This window comes from Saprospiraceae bacterium, from assembly GCA_016715965.1.
GTDB lineage: Bacteria > Bacteroidota > Bacteroidia > Chitinophagales > Saprospiraceae > Vicinibacter.
This window is the reverse complement of record JADJXG010000001.1, coordinates 3,588,543-3,605,773: the sequence shown is the minus strand read 5'-3', so window position 1 is coordinate 3,605,773 and position 17,231 is coordinate 3,588,543. Positions and strand designations below refer to the sequence as shown.

The window sequence follows — 17,231 nt, the reverse complement described above, 5'->3', positions numbered from 1 at the left end:
ATTATCTGACTCCTTGCTTGGCGATGAAATCTTTTTATTGATTTTCAAAAATGTAATAAGCTCTTGTTCTTAGACAAATTGATCGAGTAGTTACAAGCCTTCGTTGGTATTTTAACAATCAAGATAATGCCTGTTTCCAATTCTGGGTGAAACAAAGTTCTTTCTCCAAAATAATTAGATGTTGTCCTTAGTGTATAAAATGAAGATTTCTCAGAATACCTATGCTATGGTTTAATGATTGAAATTAGGTCATCTAAACATTGAATAAGAAATGCATCACATCTCCGTCCTGAACCACATATTCTTTCCCTTCCGTGGCCATTTTGCCCGCAGATTTGGCGGCTGCTTCTGTTTTGTAATTAATATAATCGTGAAAGTGGATGACTTCTGCGCGTATAAACCCTTTTTCAAAATCTGAGTGGATAACACCTGCTGCTCCAGGAGCTTTCGTACCTTTACGGATGGTCCAAGCTCTGACTTCTTTTTCACCGGCCGTGAAATACGTGATTAAATCCAATAAGCGATAGGCTGCTCTTGTAATGCTATATGTGCCGGGTTCTTTTAGTCCCATTTCTTCAAAAAAACCTGCCCTGTCTTCTTCCGGAAGTTCCGTGATTTCAGCTTCAATTCCGGCGCAGATGATCAAAACTTCAGCATTTTCTGGAGCGACAAATTCTTTAAAACGTTCCGTATGCTTGTTACCTTGGTGGACCGAAGCCTCATCGACATTGCAGACATACAATACAGGTTTGCCCGTAAGTATCTGACTGTTTTTGACAAAAGCAGCTGTTTCTTCATCGGTGATAAAGGACCTTGCCGTTTTTCCATCGGCCATATGGACCAAAATCATATCACTGAGCTCGATTTCTCGAAGGATTTCTTTGTCGCCCGTTTTGGATTGTTTGCGGAGACGTTCTACTCTTTTTTCCATGGTCTCAAGGTCCTTAAGGATCAACTCTGTATCTACAATTTCTTTATCCCTAACGGGATCAACAGATCCGTCAACATGGACCACGTTGTCATTGTCAAAGCAACGCACCACGTGGAGGATGGCATCTACTTCCCGGATATTGGCCAAGAACTGATTGCCCAGACCCTCGCCCTTAGAAGCTCCTTTAATCAATCCGGCGATGTCAAGAATATCCACCGTAGTGGGAACTACTCTTTGGGGATGGACCAGATCTGCCAACATCCTAAGCCTGTCGTCCGGCACGGTAATGACACCAAGATTAGGATCTTTGGTCGCAAAAGGGTAGTTTGCGGCAAGTGCGCCGGCAGAGGTTAAGGCATTAAACAAGGTGGACTTGCCCACATTGGGTAGTCCGACGATGCCGCATTGTAATCCCATAGATTAGATTTTTTGAAAATGAGGGGCAAAGGTAAACATTCCACACACAACAAGGGCAAGTGGAATGGGTTATATGCAAGGATGAATTTTCTGGGACATTTGTTGCTGGCCCATCCCGACGAAAACCTAATGGTTGGGAATTACCTGGGCGATCTCGTCCACAAAAAGGAGGTGCCTTTTCTTCCCGAATCATATCATTTGGGAATTTTATTTCATCGTTTTATTGATCATTTTACAGATCAGAACCCGTCGGTGGATCAAATGAATGTCCTCATGAGGGAAGCAGTTGGGAAATATGCTCCTGTTGCAACAGACATCATTATGGATTATTTTATCCATCAAAACTGGCAGGATTTGCACCATGAGAACTATCAAATATTTAGCCAAAAAGTTTACCAGATATTGAGCAATTCAATATCAAGTTTTCCCACTGCAGCAGGAGATCTGACTGCGAAAATGATTCAGGGAAAATGGTTGCAACAGTACCAAAGTCTGGAAGGAATGGAAGATGTCATGCGGAGAATGAATCGCAAAGCAAAATTTTCGGTAGATTTTACACAATGCATTTCTCTGATCATAAAACATGAAGCGCAGATCAATGATCATTTTACCTCATTTTACAAAGAGATTGATGCAGCGTCCCAAGACTGGATCAACCTTCAAAATGCAGTGAAATCGTAAGACTTCGGCTAAATAGTTTATCAATTAATGTGGACTCGACTAATTTGGTGTCGTAAATCAACAAATTGCTAATGCCATGAGAAAATTTGATCTCTGGCGAAAAAATAAAAAAGGGCATGTAAAACTGCATCCCCACTCCGAGCTCCACCTGAAAGTCGTGGGGAGAAATTCGGATCAATTCGAAGCGGGTTTTGTCAGAGCGACTGTTGGATGCAAAATCATAGGAATATTTGACACCTGAAAGCATAAATACTCTAAAATCCTTGTAAGGAGCAGAGGTGAATCTTACAATCATTGGGATTTCACCAAAAACTGATTCGATCTTGTGTTCTTTGATTGGGCCACCGGCAGAAGGTGTAAATGTCAGGGTTCGGTAAGAAAGTGAAATTGAAGGTAAAATTCTGTAATCCACGTATTCGCCAATTTTGAAATTGGTGATCATGCAGAGAGTCAATCCACCATTGGATACACTGTTGTTGACCCGGAAAACACCACCAGGTCTTAGAGTTCTTCCATGTTCGATTTTATAACCGGATTGGTTGTATCCTAAGGTCAAGCCAAAATAATGGTCTTTTCTCCGGAATCCTTCATAATTGTAACTGTGTTGTCTGCTCTGTGCAAAAAATTCTGTTGCAATGAATGAAAACAGAGCAATCAGGATGACTTTTCGCCAATGTAAATACAACATATTCCTAAACTGAGTGATTTGTAAAAGCAATTTGTAAATCCCGCCTTTTCCATCTGAGCCACAAAATTTCCATAATCCGGAAACAGCTGAACGGATTCGTACAAATAACTGTAAGCACGCGGATCTTTGGAAATGAGTTTTCCAGTAAAAGGCAATAAATAACGAAAATAAAAACCAAATATTTGTTTGAATGGAAAAATTCTGGGTTTTGAGAATTCAAGTACGATACACCGCCCTCCTTTTGAAAGCACCCGGTACATTTCCGTCAATCCTTTGTTCAAATTTTCAAAATTTCTCACCCCAAAAGCAGCAGTAACGCATTGAAAAGAACCCTCTGCAAAATCAAGGTTTTCGCTATCGCCTGTCCGAAGAGAAATTCTGGAGTGGAGATTCTTCTGATTTATTTTCTGAATACCTGACTGGATCATTCCTTCTGATATGTCCACTCCTATGATTTGTACAGAAGGATGCGTTTTTGCCGCCTGAATGGCCAAAGCCCCTGTCCCTGTTGCAACATCTAAAAGATTGGAAGTTTCTGCCGGAATATACTTCAATGCTTTTTTTCTCCAGACGCGGTCTATTCCAAGCGATAAAAATCCATTTAAAAAATCATACACAGGAGAAATTTTGTCAAACATTTTTTGGACCTGTGCTTTTTTAGAATCGTTTTCGTGAATATAGGGTTTGACCTGCATGAATCGCATTTTATCAAACTGCAAAGATAGGAGGATTCCATTAGGAATATTAAGCCTTTATATATTAAATAATATTAAATATATAAGACTTACATTGTCAGAAATTAATATCTTAAAAAAAGAGATTGTTTTTTTGCCCATTGCCCTCATGTATTGTATCTTTGCACTCTTTAAAAATACCCATCGAAATTTATGTCAGAATTAGACAGAATTATACCGGTTAATATTGAGACACAACTCCAAACAGCCTATATTGATTATTCCATGTCGGTCATCGTCTCCCGGGCCTTGCCAGATGTGAGGGATGGATTAAAGCCAGTTCACCGAAGGGTTTTGTACGGAATGCACGATTTGGGGATGCGGTACAACAGACCTTATAAAAAATCGGCCAGAATTGTTGGGGAGGTCCTTGGAAAATATCATCCGCACGGAGATTCCAGTGTGTATGATGCGATGGTAAGGATGGCGCAGGAGTGGAGCATGAGAAATCCCTTAATCGATGGTCAGGGCAATTTTGGTTCTGTGGATGGTGATTCTCCGGCAGCTATGAGATATACCGAAGCCAGATTGGCCAGAATTTCAGATGAACTTTTGGAAGGAATCGAAAAAGAAACTGTGGACTTTAGGTTGAATTTTGATGATTCATTGGAGGAACCAACTGTACTTCCCGCCAAGTTTCCCAATCTGTTGGTCAACGGGTCTTCTGGAATTGCAGTAGGGATGGCGACCAACATGCTTCCTCACAATCTCAGAGAAGTATGCGATGGCACCATCGCTTTGGTCCGCAATCCTGAAATCAGTACGGATGAATTAATGGAATATATTCCGGCCCCAGATCTGCCAACTGGAGGCATCATCTATGGAGTGAATGGAATCCGTGAAGCCTATGAAACCGGAAGAGGTCGGGTGGTGGTAAGAGGTCGAGCAGAAATAGAAATCATCGACAACCGCGAGACCATCATCATTTCTGAAATTCCTTTTCAGGTCAATAAAGCGAACCTTATTGAAAAAATTGCCGAACTTGTCAATGAGGAAAAAATAGTAGGTATCCACGATGTCCGAGATGAGTCTGACCGGAACGGAATGAGGATCATCATCGAGGTAAAAAAGGATGCAATGGCCAATGTAATCCTAAGTCTTTTGTACAAATTCACATTGCTCCAAAGCTCTTTTGGTATCAATAACATCGCACTTGTTGGCGGAAGACCTTTGACCCTTGGACTGAAAATGCTCTTGAGCGAGTTTGTCAAATTCAGACTGGAGGTAATTGTCAGACGAACACAATATGAGTTGAGGCAAGCCCGGGACAGGGCCCATATCTTGGAAGGTTTGTTGATCGCTTTGGATCATCTGGATGAAGTAATTGCCTTGATCAGGGCGTCCAAAACTCCGGATATTGCAAAGGAAGGTTTGATGTCACAGTTCAATTTGAGCGAGATTCAAGCCAAGGCTATTTTAGATATGCGTTTGCAGCGATTGACGGGTTTAGAGAGAGATAAAATCCGTGAAGAGTATGACGAATTGATGAAGGAAATTGCCCGTCTGGAAGCCATCCTTGCTGACGAATCGTTACAGCGAGATATCATCGTAGAGGAACTGACGGTCATTAAAGATCGATATGGAGACAATCGCCGAACAGAAATTCAACAGGCTGAAGGTGAAATCAACATGGAGGATATGATTGCCAACGACCAGGTGGTTGTTACCATTTCTCATCTTGGTTACATTAAACGAACTAGGACCATTGAATACAAAACTCAGAGCAGAGGAGGGCGCGGCTCTACCGGAAGCAGAACCAAAGACGAAGATTTCATTGAGCACATGTTTATTGCCTCTAACCATAATTATCTTTTGTTTTTTACAGAACTTGGAAAATGCTACTGGCTTCGAGTTTATGAAATTCCTGAAGCCAACAAAACATCACTTGGACGATCTATTCAAAATCTGATTGCATTCCAAAAGGAGGATAGGGTGAGGGCTTATATCAATATTGAAAATTTGTCGGATAAGGAATTTTTGGAAAAACATTTCATCATGTTTTGTACCAGAAACGGAACCATTAAAAAGACCCCACTTGAAGACTTTAGCAGACCTAGGGTTAATGGAATTATTGCGATCAGTATCAATGAAGGAGATCAATTGATGGAGGCCAAATTGACCAATGGTTCCAATGAAATCATCATTGCCAATCGGATGGGTCGTGCCATCCGTTTTCCGGAATCCACAGTTCGTTCTATGGGAAGAAATGCGGCCGGTGTCAAAGGAATTACCCTCGACAAATCAAAAGATGATGCTGTTGTAGGAATGGTTTGTGTAGATCCTTTAGATACCAAAGCCACCATTCTGGTGGTTTCTGAAAAGGGAAATGGGAAGAGGTCTTATTTGGAGGATTACCGGATAACGAATCGTGGTGGCAAAGGTGTTAAAACCATTCAGGTCACTGAAAGAACCGGTTACTTGATGGCCATAAAAGATGTCCAGGATTCGGATGAGCTGATGATCACCACCATCAATGGTGTGATGATTCGAATTAAGGTGGATACGATCCGGGTCATGGGAAGGGCTACCCAGGGTGTGAGGGTCATTCGACTAGGCGAAGGAGACGCTATTGCAGATCTGGCCATGGTCGATCAGGAGGAAGAAGAAACGCTTGGGCCTGTTATTGAGCAAGAATTTATTGGGGAAGAAGAATAATTTTTCACGGATTTTTAACCAAACTCCTGTTAACCTGGGTGATGTTTGAAAGTCTAAGCAATTAAAGTTTAAAAAATCAATAAAAATGAAAAATGTTTTGTTTGTCATAGCGCTGGTATTTTCGATCAATATATGGGCGCAAGAACCAGAGAAGGATGTAAAAAAAGCAGATCGCCTTTTGGGTATTTATTTGTTGGATACCCGCAACAATGAAGATAAGCTGAAGGAAGCCAGACAGCTGATCGATGCCGCTGTCCTGGATGAGGGTGTTAGTGGTATGTACAAGACCTGGGTTACCAAGGGAAAGGTGTACAATGAGCTTGCCGGTACGGACAACGTAAAGCTCGTCGTAAACCCTAAATCCAAACTTGAATATCCAATGGCTGCTGTCACTGCTTTGGAAGCATTGAAAAGGGCCAGTGAACTCGCCATCAAAAGCTTTGAGAAAAAAGACATCAATGAAGCTTTGAATGAAACCGTGCAGTATCTCAATAATTTTGGATCGGTTCTTTACAATTCAGGAGATCTCAATGGTGCTTACAAAAATTTTGAAGGAGTTATTATCGCAAACACCTTAATTGTCTCCAATGGGGGAAAAGCTATTTTGCAAAGTCAGGATGACATCAACCGTCAGAAATACATTGCTGCAGTTTGTGCTCTAGGCGCCAAACAGAACAAGGCAGCAGGGATTTATTTTGAAGAGCTGGCTGCAGCCAACTACAATGACAGTACAGGTGCAGGTTCTGTAGTATATGAAAGTCTATACAATATTTTTGCGACTACTGATGAGCCCAAGGCAGAGAGATACCTCGATCAGGGCAGGGGTAAATATCCCAATGAAACCAATTTGCTATTTGCAGAAATCAATCATTTTCTAAAGAAAGGAAAATTAAACGAACTGATTGATAAATTAAAGTTTGCCATTGCCAAGGAGCCCAATAATTTATCCATTTACAACACACTTGGAAACGTTTATGACAACCTATGCCAAAAGGCGTGGGAAAACAAGGATCAGACGAAGGCGGAAGAATATTTTAATGAAAGTTTGAAATATTACTCACAGGTTTTGGAAAAGGATGCCAATAACAGCAATGCTACCTATAGCATTGGGGCATTGTATTACAACAAAGCCGCCATCATATCGAAAGATATGAATGAACTTGCCAATGATTACACCAAAGAAGGTACAAAGAGATACGAGGCAAAAAAAGCAGAAATGTTTGTGTATTTTGACAAAGCGCTACCGTATTTTGAATCCGCCATTAAAATGGATTCAAACGACCTGAATACCTTGGTGGCTTTGAAAGAAATTTACGCAAAAAAAGGAGACTTCACAAAGTCAAACCAATATAAAGAACGAATTGAAGCACTCAAAAAATAAAATCATTCTTTGAACAAATATAAATGAGAGCGGGCAAGTCCCGCTTTTTTTTTCTTAATTTACAACAATGATCAAGACTTGTTAAGAAGTTTATTTTCGAAAAACCAGCCTTGATCTTAGGTTGTAAAACATTCCTTTGTTTTTATATGTTAATACCGCTTAAACAATAGGATATGTTGAAGAGGCTTTTTTACTTTTTAGGAATCATAGGATTTTTTGTCAATCCTGTTATAGGGCAGCTGCGGAGTTGGACAAGAATGGAGACCATGCCTCGTTCGGCTCAAGCGCGCAATCATCCGGTTACTTTTAGCCTGGACGGCAAAGGTTACGTAACAACTGGAAATACGATTACCAATTCACTTTTTTTAAAAGATGTCTGGAGATACGATCCTGAACTAAACTCTTGGGAAGAATTGGATACGTTTCCTGGATTGGCAAGGGGTTACGCCTATGGTTTGGCCTATGAAGGCAAAGCATATTTGGGTTTCGGAATCAATCCAGAGGTGGGTTTTTTAAGAGATTTGTGGGAATTTGATCCTGATTCAGAACAATGGACCGAACTTCCATCCTGTCCTTGTGAACCGAGAGCGCATCCTGCCTTTCTGGCCCATAAAGGCAAGTTGTATTTGGCAGCCGGAGGAGCGCAATCAGGAGACTTGCGGGATTTTTGGGAGTATGATTTGAAAGAGAAAATGTGGACACAGCTCGATACATTTCCAGGCCCGAAAAGACATCATCCGTTTTATTTTGAAATCGGGGAGTATGTCTATGTAGGATTTGGTCACAGCGGACCAAATATTTACAAAGACATGTATCGTTACGATCCTGCCAATAAACTATGGTCACAGGTGGCCTCTCTGCCTGCACAAGGTCGGGTAGCTGGTACACAATTCAGCTACAATGGCAAAGGATATTTATTGAGCGGACAAGGAGAGGACCATCAGAATTTCAGAACGGGCGAATTTTGGGAATACGATCCAACAAGTAATAGCTGGACAGACCTTCCTGCACATCCCGGCTCAGGTAGATGGGCACCAGGATCTTTTATGATTGGTCACAAATTGTTTCTCACCTGTGGGACTCCTGATGAAGGAGATGTAAAAGATTTGTGGATGTATGAATTCGACGATCTGTCCAATTCACAAATCTTAATGGAGGATCCTGCTTTCTTAAGTCCCAATCCAGCAAATCAATTTCTTTATTTGGATCATGCTAATCTGGATTTATCATTTCCTGTTGTTGTCACCGATGTTTATGGTAAGAATGAGCAGATGATTCTTCCTGCCAATGGTAAATTAGATATCAGTTCCCTGGTTCCTGGGATTTATATTTTTTCCGTTTGGATCAATGGAGAATGGAAGTCCCGGAAAATTTTGGTTTCCCATTGAGATAGGTTCTGGCATTCCATGCTATCTTTGGGTTTTATCCATTCAATCATTTTTCTTTATGTCTGATCATCATTTTGAAGAACCCACAGCACTCAACGACGTAGCTGCATTTCACGATTTGTTTGACATGCCTGTCCTGAGCAGGGCGCAGATTCCATCCAGAGAGCGTTGCGATCTCAGGCTTTCGTTGCTTGAAGAAGAATTGAAGGAATTGAGACAGGCCATTGAAGATAAGGATCTGACAGAAATTGCTGATGCTCTATGTGATTTGCAATATGTTTTGTCCGGAGCGATATTGGAGTTTGGTTTAGGAAGCCAGTTTAAATCTCTCTTTGACGAAGTTCAGAGGTCCAATATGAGTAAAGCTTGCAATAATTATGAGGAAGCATTGGCCACGCAATCAAAATATCTAGAAGAAAAACAAACCATTTCTGAAATAGTCCAAAAGGAAGATAAGTTTCTTGTCTATCGCAAAGAGGATGGAAAAGTGTTAAAATCTATTTCTTACAGTCCAGCTCAACTTAAAGTTGTCTGAAGACAACAGTGCAATGAATCTAAAAATTTTATGTATTTTCGGTGCCCTGGTTTTTCTATTTTCTTTTTCTTCATGCAAGAGAAAGCTTATTCCACCGAAACAAATTCTCAGCATGAATATTGAGCAGATCCCTCTAAGTGTCATCCATCTTCCGGTGCTGATTTCACGATCCGAACTCAACAGGTCCACCAGGCAACTAATGGGCCATATTTTCAAAGATGATTTACTGTTGGATGGCGGATTTCTTTGTCATATCATGGCTGAAGAGAATACAGATGTTCAAGCGGTGGGGAATGAAATTCATTTTAACATTCCGCTGCAGTTGGAAATAAAGCATAGGGGTCAACTTCAAAATATGAAAGCCACAGGTACCCTGGAACTCCATCTTAACACCAAAGTTGATGTTTTTAACAATCAATTCCTCAGCAAAACAGAGTTGGTGGAATATCATTGGATCAAATCACCATCAGTTAAGGTTTTGGGGATGTCTGTTCCTGTAGAATTGATTGCAAACCAATTGATCAAGAAATATAAAACTAAACTTGTACAGAACATAGACCAACAGATTATGACATCAGCAAATCTTAAGGAGATTGGCAGTAAAGTCATTGCTTATTTTAAGAATCCATTTTACACTTCGGAAGATGGAATATTAAAGGTATTTGTTTCTCCACAGGAATTCGCTATCGGACCTTTAACCATGGATGATAAATACATTACATTGCCTGCTGTTTTTTATCTGGAAAATTTGATTTCCGAATCAGAGATATCAGGGCGACCGTATAGTTTGGACTTTTCCACCCGACCGTATGCTGATACCAGTTCAGTTTTTGCCATTCAATCCAGAATTCCACTTGCCTATCTAGAACAAATTTTGAGAGAACAATTGCTCACTCAGGAATTTGGAAGCTCTATGGCCAAAATAAAAATCTATAATCTTTTTCTGGATGGAATTGAAGATCGATTCGAAGCAATATTTGAAACTACAGGAGATTTTAGGGGAAAATTCAGACTTCATTTTACTCCTGTTTTCTCAGATGATTCGAAGAAAATAGAATTGGATAAATTCAGGCTCGATATTTTGGCCGGGAAAGGATTGTCAAAATCACTATTTGCTGTATTTAAAAATAAGGTGGAGAAGGTTTCTAAAGAAGCACTTGAATTGCAATTAAATTCCTTTATTTTAGAATATATAAGCACTTCCGAACAATTTATAAACAATCAATCTATCAGCAATGGAATAGCTTTAAACGGGAGCATTGATCATTTTATGATCAGGGATTTTTGGATACAAGACAAAAGGATGTATTTTACAGTCAGGGCTGATTTGAGACTGAAGGCGAAAGTGGATTATATTGATGTACCTGCTTTGATCAGGAGATAACAATTTCAAGGATCCTAATGTTTTTTTTTATTTTTGTTTTTTCTGAAATATGTTTTTCTTTCCTTCTTTTTTTGCTTGAACAAAACATATCGGATGCTCATTGCGGTGCTTGGAATAAATAATCTGTCTGATTTATCAAATTGAAAAGATGGTTGAAAATCCAAAGAAGCATTCAGTCTGCCAACAGTTATTTCCAACCCTGCAATCATTCCTAAACCTGGCAGCAGATGTTCAGTACTGTCATAAATATATTTCAAATGAGGGCCTGCTCCAAAATACATGTTGAATCTTTTTCCCAATACAGGATGGTGATTTTCCGCCAATAATTTAATTCCCAAATCCTGATTTTGAAAAGTACTGGTGACGATTCCTTCCAATGTCCAGTATTTAGCAATCTTTTGCTGTATGCTCAGGCCAACATCATTTCCCATTCTCATTCCGATGGCAGTTTGATATCTTTGAGCAGATACAGGATCTGACAGCAGAAGTAAAACCAAAATAAGATTTATATTAAAATCAATGGCATTTCTCATGAAGGAATCAACGGAAAACAAGGTTTATAAATTATAATTTCGACCATAAGTTCACCAAGCCAAAAGTCTAGAATTTATCAAACCTGACTTTAAAGTGATAAAATTATACCAATTGATCAACTGTCAAAGCAATGGTTGCCGCCTAAATTGTATAACTTTGCCATTGATATGATGCACAGGAAAATTGAAGAATTGGAACAGAAAAAAGCCGCAGCTCAATTGGGAGGCGGGCAAGATAGAATTGAAGCTCAGCACAGGAAGAAAAAATTGACGGCGAGAGAAAGGATTGAATTGCTTTTGGATCCCGGCAGTTTTGAAGAACTAGGAATGCTGGTGACGCACCGCACATCTGACTTTGGCATGTCGGATCAAGTGTTTTACGGAGATGGAGTGGTGACCGGATATGGCAGCATTGAAGGTCGTCTGGTGTATATTTTTTCTCAAGATTTCACAGTTTTTGGAGGATCACTCTCGGAAACACATGCTGAAAAAATTTGCAAGATCATGGATCTCGCCATGAAAAACGGTGCTCCTGTAATTGGGTTAAACGATTCCGGTGGCGCAAGAATCCAAGAAGGGGTCAGGTCCTTGGGAGGCTATGCCGATATTTTTTACCGAAACGCAAGAGCATCCGGAGTCATTCCTCAAATTTCAGCCATCATGGGGCCCTGTGCCGGAGGTGCGGTTTATAGTCCGGCAATGACGGATTTTATCCTGATGGTTGAAGAAACATCTTATATGTTTGTCACCGGTCCAAACGTGGTCAAAACCGTTACCAATGAGGAGGTGAGCTCCGAAGGCCTCGGTGGAGCTGCGGTCCATGCTTCCAAATCGGGAGTGACCCATCTCACCGCCCAAAATGATCTTGAATGTGTGGAAAAACTCCGCAGGTTGCTTTCATACCTGCCGCAAAATTGCGAGGACAAAGCCCTTGACAAACCTTGGACAGGAGGTGTAGAATTGCTGTCCAATATGGCAGAAATGATTCCTGAAAATTCCAACCAGCCTTATGATATGAAAGAATTGATCAGAGCAATTATAGATCCTGACAGTTTTTTTGAAATTCACGAACAGTATGCAGAAAACATCATCGTTGGCTTTGCAAGATTGGCCGGAAAAGTAATTGGCATAGTTGCCAACCAACCCATGGTTTTAGCAGGATGTCTTGATGTCAATTCGTCTAAGAAAGCGGCCCGTTTTGTTCGTTTTTGCGATTGCTTTAACATACCCTTGTTGGTTTTGGAAGACGTACCCGGATTTTTACCGGGCACCGACCAGGAGTGGAATGGCATTATCAGCAATGGGGCTAAATTATTGTATGCATTTAGCGAAGCCAGCGTCCCAAGAATTACCGTGATCACCCGCAAAGCCTACGGTGGAGCTTATGATGTGATGAATTCAAAGCATATTGGAGCTGATTTTAATTTTGCCTGGCCATCCGCAGAAATTGCAGTGATGGGTGCAAGAGGAGCCAGCGAAATCATTTTTAAGAAAGAAATAGATGCATCTGTAGATCCGGCTGCTACCACCGCTAAAAAGGAAAGAGAATACGCTGAAAAATTTGCCAATCCCTACATTGCTGCCGAACGCGGTTTTATCGATGAAGTCATCCATCCCGATGAGACCCGGCGAAAACTAATCAGGGCTTTTTCCAGTCTTGAAAATAAGGTGGATCATCTACCAAGGAGGAAGCATGGGAATATTCCGTTGTGATTTTTAATTATGTATTGAAGTCGAAAATTTGGAAAAGCTCTTTTTTTAAGATTTTATACTCAGAAATATAAACGATGATCAATGGAAAATCATCTGTGAATCATATGTAAAAAGAAAAGCTCATGGAAAAAATATTTTTAACTTAGCTTCTCTATACTTAAATATATCGATGATTTTTTTTTGGATCATCATCACATTTAATAGATCTCCAAGAGGACCAAAGGGTATTTGGTAACTTATTATGTCACGCATCAAAATGCCATCATTTTGAGGTATCAAATGATGTTCGTGGTGCCAAATCTTATAGGGCCCTTTCCTTTGTTCATCCACAAAGTATTTTTTTTCAACTACCTGTGTTATTTCTGTGACCCATTCCATAGAAATTCCCCATAGAGGTGACACTTGATATGTAATGATCATTCCAGGGTAGATTAAATCTGATGTCAAAGGTTTTGATATTCTAAAATCCATGGATGTGGGAGTGATTTTTGCAAGATTCATGGGAGAGCTAATAAATTCCCACAATGAATTCAATTCAGTGGGTATTTTTTGTTCAAAAGTAAGTTGGTGCAATGCCATCATTTGATTATTTAATTGATCCGAAACCTCCGTCTAAATGAATAATTTGTCCTGTCATCCAGGAAGACTTCTCTGACAAAAGAAAGCATGTCATTTCTGCAATATCTTCTGGTTGCCCCAGACGTTTTAAAGGATTTTTTAGTGCGAGGTTCATTCTTTTTTCTTCGGTATTGAGTAGAGAAGCGGCCAATGGAGTTTCCACCAATGCCGGAGCAATACAATTAAACCTGATTTGCGGAGCAAATTCTGCAGCAAGTGAACGTGTCAATCCTTCAATGGCTCCTTTTGAACTTGCAACCATACTGTGAAAAGGCATACCAATTTGAACGGCGATCGTAGAAAAGAAGATTACAGATGCCTGAGTAGATTTTTTGAGAAAGGGTATGGCCATTTGTACCGAACGAATCAATCCAAGGAACTGAAATTGATAGTCTTCAAGAAATTTTTCGGGATTTATTCGAGTAAAGGGTAAGAGAGAAATAGTTCCGGGACAATAGACCAGTCCATTCAATGAATCATCTAAATATTTTGGATCAAATTCTTGCCCCATTACATCTAAGTAATGATACTCAAGACCAGCATGCATGTTTTCCTTTTTATTTTTAAAATAAGTACCCAACACATGAGCGCCATTCTCTGATAGTTTTTTTGAAATAGCAAGTCTGATTCCTGAGGAGGCTCCAATGATTAAATATTTCTTATTCTGAACCATGATTTCTATTTAAGAATGGATGATATATTTTTAAATTTAAAAATTAAATTTCAAAGAAAAAGCTCCGGATTTTTTCCGAAGCTTTTAAACTTATTCTATTTACAAAATCAATGTTTTTTATTTTTTGATAAGCTTAAATTCCTGTTGTGCATCTTGATTCACTATCTTTAGTATATAGGTTCCGGGCGCAGCTTTTACATATATCCGCTCAGTCGTTGAACCTGAATTGAAAGACTGAATCAATTTTCCCTGAACATCCAGTAATTCAATCTTTAAAGTCTGAGCTGAAGGATTGGGAAAATCGATGTGTATAAACTCAGTAAAAGGATTGGGGTATATATTAACATTGACATTGAGATTGTTTACAGATGAGGTAATAGGAGTTAAAACCGCATCGATCACATGAATCACACCATTGTCCGCTACCAAATCTGCAACAATAACTTTGGCATCATTGATAAAAACGCCTTCTGCACGGATCGTCACACGCACATTTTTATTCGCAAGAAGTGTTTGTATTTCCTGCTCGTTGCTGAGATCAGATGAAAGAGCCTGTGCTCCGACTACATGGTACAATAGAATGTCTTTTAATGCACCGCTTGGGTCAGCAAGTAAAGCGTCAAGAACACCTTCTGGTAAGGCTTGAATGGCTGCATCCGTTGGAGCAAAGACGGTAAAAGGTCCATCACCATTGAGCGCATCTTTTAGCCCAGCCAGGTCAATAGCGGTTTCGAGAATGGTATGATCCGGGGAGGAGGCAATCATGTCGTAAACCTTATTTTGCCCCAATAAATTGATTGTAAAAAGAAAGCTAAGGAGAAAAAAGGAGATCCATTTCATAAAGTTAGATTTAAAGTGATTAATTTAAACTACCTAAACCTAAATTTAAAAACCATACTATTGTTTAACAAAATAACAAAAAGATTAAACAAGATTAATAATATTAACAAAAAATTTAAATTTTTGCTTTTTTTTAATATCGAAATGGAAGGTCTTTTATGCAAGAAATAAGTTATACTCTCAATGTATATTGTAAACTGATTTTGAACTCTTCATTAGAAAATTGAAGTAGCTAGGCCATTGAATCATTTTAGTCAAATGTCACCGATAATATTTTATTATACCGATGGAAAAGGCAGAAATATTATTTTCCAATGGAGCCTTATGCTATTTATGAATCTAAGATATCTTGATGGAGGTTTGATTAGAACCGTTAAGCCGGATTGACTTTATTTTTCTCTTTAATTTTTAAGAATTGGCTTAATTGATCAACTGAATATGAATAAGCTACAACTCCACCAGGTTTTACCAATTCAGAATTTAATGTATGAATAAATTTCTGTTTTTACTGATTTGTATTTTTTGCAATAGCTTCTGCCACTCTAATACCATCCATGGCCGCAGAGAGGATGCCTCCGGCATATCCGGCGCCTTCACCCGAAGGGAATAGTCCTTTGATTTGTGGATGTTCACAACTTTCAGAATCTCTTGGAATCTTCACAGGTGCACTTGTACGAGATTCTGTCCCAACCAACACCGCTTCTTGAGATAGATAGGATTGCATTTTTTTTCCAAAAATACGCAATCCCTGTTTTAACCTGTGGCTGATGGTTTGTGGTAAAAGTTCATCCAATCGGGCATTGATTAAACCGGGTATATAGGAACTGTTGGGAAGAGAACTACTTTCTCTTCCTGCAATAAAGTCAAGCAGTTTTTGAGCCGGTGCTTTCTGAGTTCCATCTCCAGCACCAAACATTTGTTTCTCTATGTCTGCTTGAAAAAACATTCCCTTCAATGGACCCTCCTTTTCAAAGGGTTGAAAGTCTGACTGATCGACTGAAGTGACTACGCCACTATTGGCAAAAGCTGAATCTCTTTTAGACAAAGACATCCCATTTACTACAATTTCTCCCGGAGCTGTAGCCGCAGGAATGATTAAACCTCCCGGGCACATGCAAAAGGAAAAAACACCTTTTTGATCTACTTGAGCACTCAAACCGTACGCAGCTGGTGGAATGGTAGAAGGACGAGGGAAGCAATGGTATTGTGCCTGGTCAATGATGGACTGCGGATGTTCGATTCTAAGTCCGAGGGCAAAAGCTTTGGTCTCAATCAAGATTCCTTTGCTCTGTAAGAGTAAATAAATGTCTCTTGCAGAATGCCCGGTAGCTAAAATCAAATGACTTACATCAAAAGTTTCTTTGTTGGTTGATACACTTTTGATTTGTTGATTGACTATTTTAAAATCAATCATTTTGGTATTAAAATGGATTTCACCACCATGTTGTAAAATGGTTTGTCTCATTCTTGCCAATATTGCTGGCAACTTATTGCTACCGATATGCGGATGTACATCTACCAATATGTCATCGGTGGCGCCATGGGCGACCAACCAATCCAATACATTCATAATGTCACCTCTTTTGTTGGATCGGGTGTACAATTTTCCATCTGAATAGGTTCCTGCTCCACCTTCACCAAAGCAATAATTGGATTCAGGATTTACAATGCCCATTTGTTGGATCGCTCTTAAATCTCTTCTGCGACTTTGCACATCTTTGCCGCGATCAATGATGATTGGACGAATTCCTTTGGTCAATAAATGCAATGCTGCAAAATAACCGCAAGGTCCTGCTCCCACTATTAAAACCGGATTTTGAGATTTAAATTTTGGGAAAATTCTTTCGAGTGGTTTGTAATTATTTTGAATTTTATTTTCAAGATCAACCTCGATTCTTAAAACGTATTGAACCTGTTGAAATCTCGCATCAATGTTTCTTCTGACAATTTTATAACTAAAATTTTCTTTTAGTTTAAGCTTGTCTTGTATATGTGCTTTTAACCAAAGCGCATCGTGAATTTTTTGATGGGGAATCTTTGTATCTAATGTTAAAGCCATA

Annotated in this window: 15 protein-coding genes; 7 read left to right on the top strand and 8 right to left on the bottom strand. The window is 39.6% G+C overall.

Translation table 11 applies throughout. The features are described from left to right. Nucleotides 1-253: 253 nt before the first annotated feature. The gene (gene ychF / locus IPM48_14010) at nt 254-1,348 is read right to left on the bottom strand and encodes a redox-regulated ATPase YchF (protein ID MBK9272699.1); all 1,095 of its coding nucleotides are present in this window, start codon (nt 1,346-1,348) and stop codon (nt 254-256) included. A gap of 18 nt (nt 1,349-1,366) precedes the next feature. Here ychF and IPM48_14005 point away from each other — a divergent pair, with 18 nt between their 5' ends. After that, entirely contained in the window at nt 1,367-2,029 is a 663-nt protein-coding gene (locus IPM48_14005; GenBank protein MBK9272698.1) for a DUF479 domain-containing protein, read from the top strand. Here IPM48_14005 and IPM48_14000 read toward each other — a convergent pair. Both IPM48_14000 and ubiE read right to left on the bottom strand, forming a co-directional pair. Then, a complete protein-coding gene (locus IPM48_14000; GenBank protein ID MBK9272697.1) occupies nt 2,001-2,717 on the bottom strand; it encodes an outer membrane beta-barrel protein in 717 nt (238 codons plus the stop codon). The genes IPM48_14005 and IPM48_14000 overlap by 29 nt on opposite strands. Further along, nucleotides 2,684-3,412 (bottom strand): bifunctional demethylmenaquinone methyltransferase/2-methoxy-6-polyprenyl-1,4-benzoquinol methylase UbiE, encoded by a 729-nt coding sequence (ubiE, locus tag IPM48_13995; GenBank protein MBK9272696.1) that lies wholly within the window; start codon nt 3,410-3,412, stop codon nt 2,684-2,686. The genes IPM48_14000 and ubiE overlap by 34 nt, the downstream gene beginning before the upstream one ends. Nucleotides 3,413-3,604: 192 nt before the next feature. Between ubiE and gyrA the strand changes: the two genes are divergently transcribed. The 5 genes from gyrA (at nt 3,605) to IPM48_13970 (ending at nt 10,794) form a co-directional block, all read left to right on the top strand. After that, nucleotides 3,605-6,106 carry a DNA gyrase subunit A gene (gyrA, locus tag IPM48_13990; GenBank protein MBK9272695.1) on the top strand — a complete coding sequence of 834 codons (2,502 nt, stop codon included), beginning with the start codon at nt 3,605-3,607 and terminating at the stop codon, nt 6,104-6,106. 85 nt (nt 6,107-6,191) lie between these two features. Continuing rightward, nucleotides 6,192-7,487 carry a hypothetical protein gene (locus IPM48_13985; protein MBK9272694.1) on the top strand — a complete coding sequence of 432 codons (1,296 nt, stop codon included), beginning with the start codon at nt 6,192-6,194 and terminating at the stop codon, nt 7,485-7,487. 173 nt (nt 7,488-7,660) lie between these two features. After that, the gene (locus IPM48_13980) at nt 7,661-8,875 is read left to right on the top strand and encodes a T9SS type A sorting domain-containing protein (protein MBK9272693.1); all 1,215 of its coding nucleotides are present in this window, start codon (nt 7,661-7,663) and stop codon (nt 8,873-8,875) included. 58 nt (nt 8,876-8,933) lie between these two features. Next, nucleotides 8,934-9,410, top strand: coding sequence for a nucleoside triphosphate pyrophosphohydrolase family protein (locus tag IPM48_13975; GenBank protein ID MBK9272692.1), 477 nt, complete (start codon nt 8,934-8,936; stop codon nt 9,408-9,410). 112 nt (nt 9,411-9,522) lie between these two features. Next, nucleotides 9,523-10,794: a DUF4403 family protein gene (locus IPM48_13970; protein MBK9272691.1), complete on the top strand. Its 1,272-nt coding sequence runs from the start codon at nt 9,523-9,525 to the stop codon at nt 10,792-10,794. Between the two features lie 14 nt (nt 10,795-10,808). On the opposite strand, the gene IPM48_13965 is transcribed toward IPM48_13970, so the two are convergent. Next, nucleotides 10,809-11,327 carry a hypothetical protein gene (locus IPM48_13965; protein MBK9272690.1) on the bottom strand — a complete coding sequence of 173 codons (519 nt, stop codon included), beginning with the start codon at nt 11,325-11,327 and terminating at the stop codon, nt 10,809-10,811. Nucleotides 11,328-11,498: 171 nt separating this feature from the next. On the opposite strand from IPM48_13965, the gene IPM48_13960 reads away from it, so the two are divergent. Beyond that, a complete protein-coding gene (locus tag IPM48_13960; protein MBK9272689.1) occupies nt 11,499-13,040 on the top strand; it encodes an acyl-CoA carboxylase subunit beta in 1,542 nt (513 codons plus the stop codon). Between the two features lie 120 nt (nt 13,041-13,160). Here IPM48_13960 and IPM48_13955 read toward each other — a convergent pair whose 3' ends face one another. From IPM48_13955 to IPM48_13940, 4 genes are all read right to left on the bottom strand, one after another. Beyond that, the gene (locus IPM48_13955; GenBank protein ID MBK9272688.1) at nt 13,161-13,619 is read right to left on the bottom strand and encodes an SRPBCC family protein; all 459 of its coding nucleotides are present in this window, start codon (nt 13,617-13,619) and stop codon (nt 13,161-13,163) included. 7 nt (nt 13,620-13,626) lie between these two features. Next, nucleotides 13,627-14,331, bottom strand: a complete 705-nt coding sequence (locus IPM48_13950) for an SDR family oxidoreductase (GenBank protein MBK9272687.1) — start codon at nt 14,329-14,331, stop codon at nt 13,627-13,629. A 117-nt stretch (nt 14,332-14,448) separates the two neighbouring features. Continuing rightward, nucleotides 14,449-15,171 carry a fasciclin domain-containing protein gene (locus IPM48_13945; GenBank protein ID MBK9272686.1) on the bottom strand — a complete coding sequence of 241 codons (723 nt, stop codon included), beginning with the start codon at nt 15,169-15,171 and terminating at the stop codon, nt 14,449-14,451. 505 nt (nt 15,172-15,676) lie between these two features. Beyond that, on the bottom strand, nt 15,677-17,230 hold the full coding sequence (locus tag IPM48_13940) for an FAD-dependent monooxygenase (GenBank protein MBK9272685.1): 1,554 nt from the start codon (nt 17,228-17,230) through the stop codon (nt 15,677-15,679). Between the last annotated feature and the right edge of the window lies 1 nt (nt 17,231).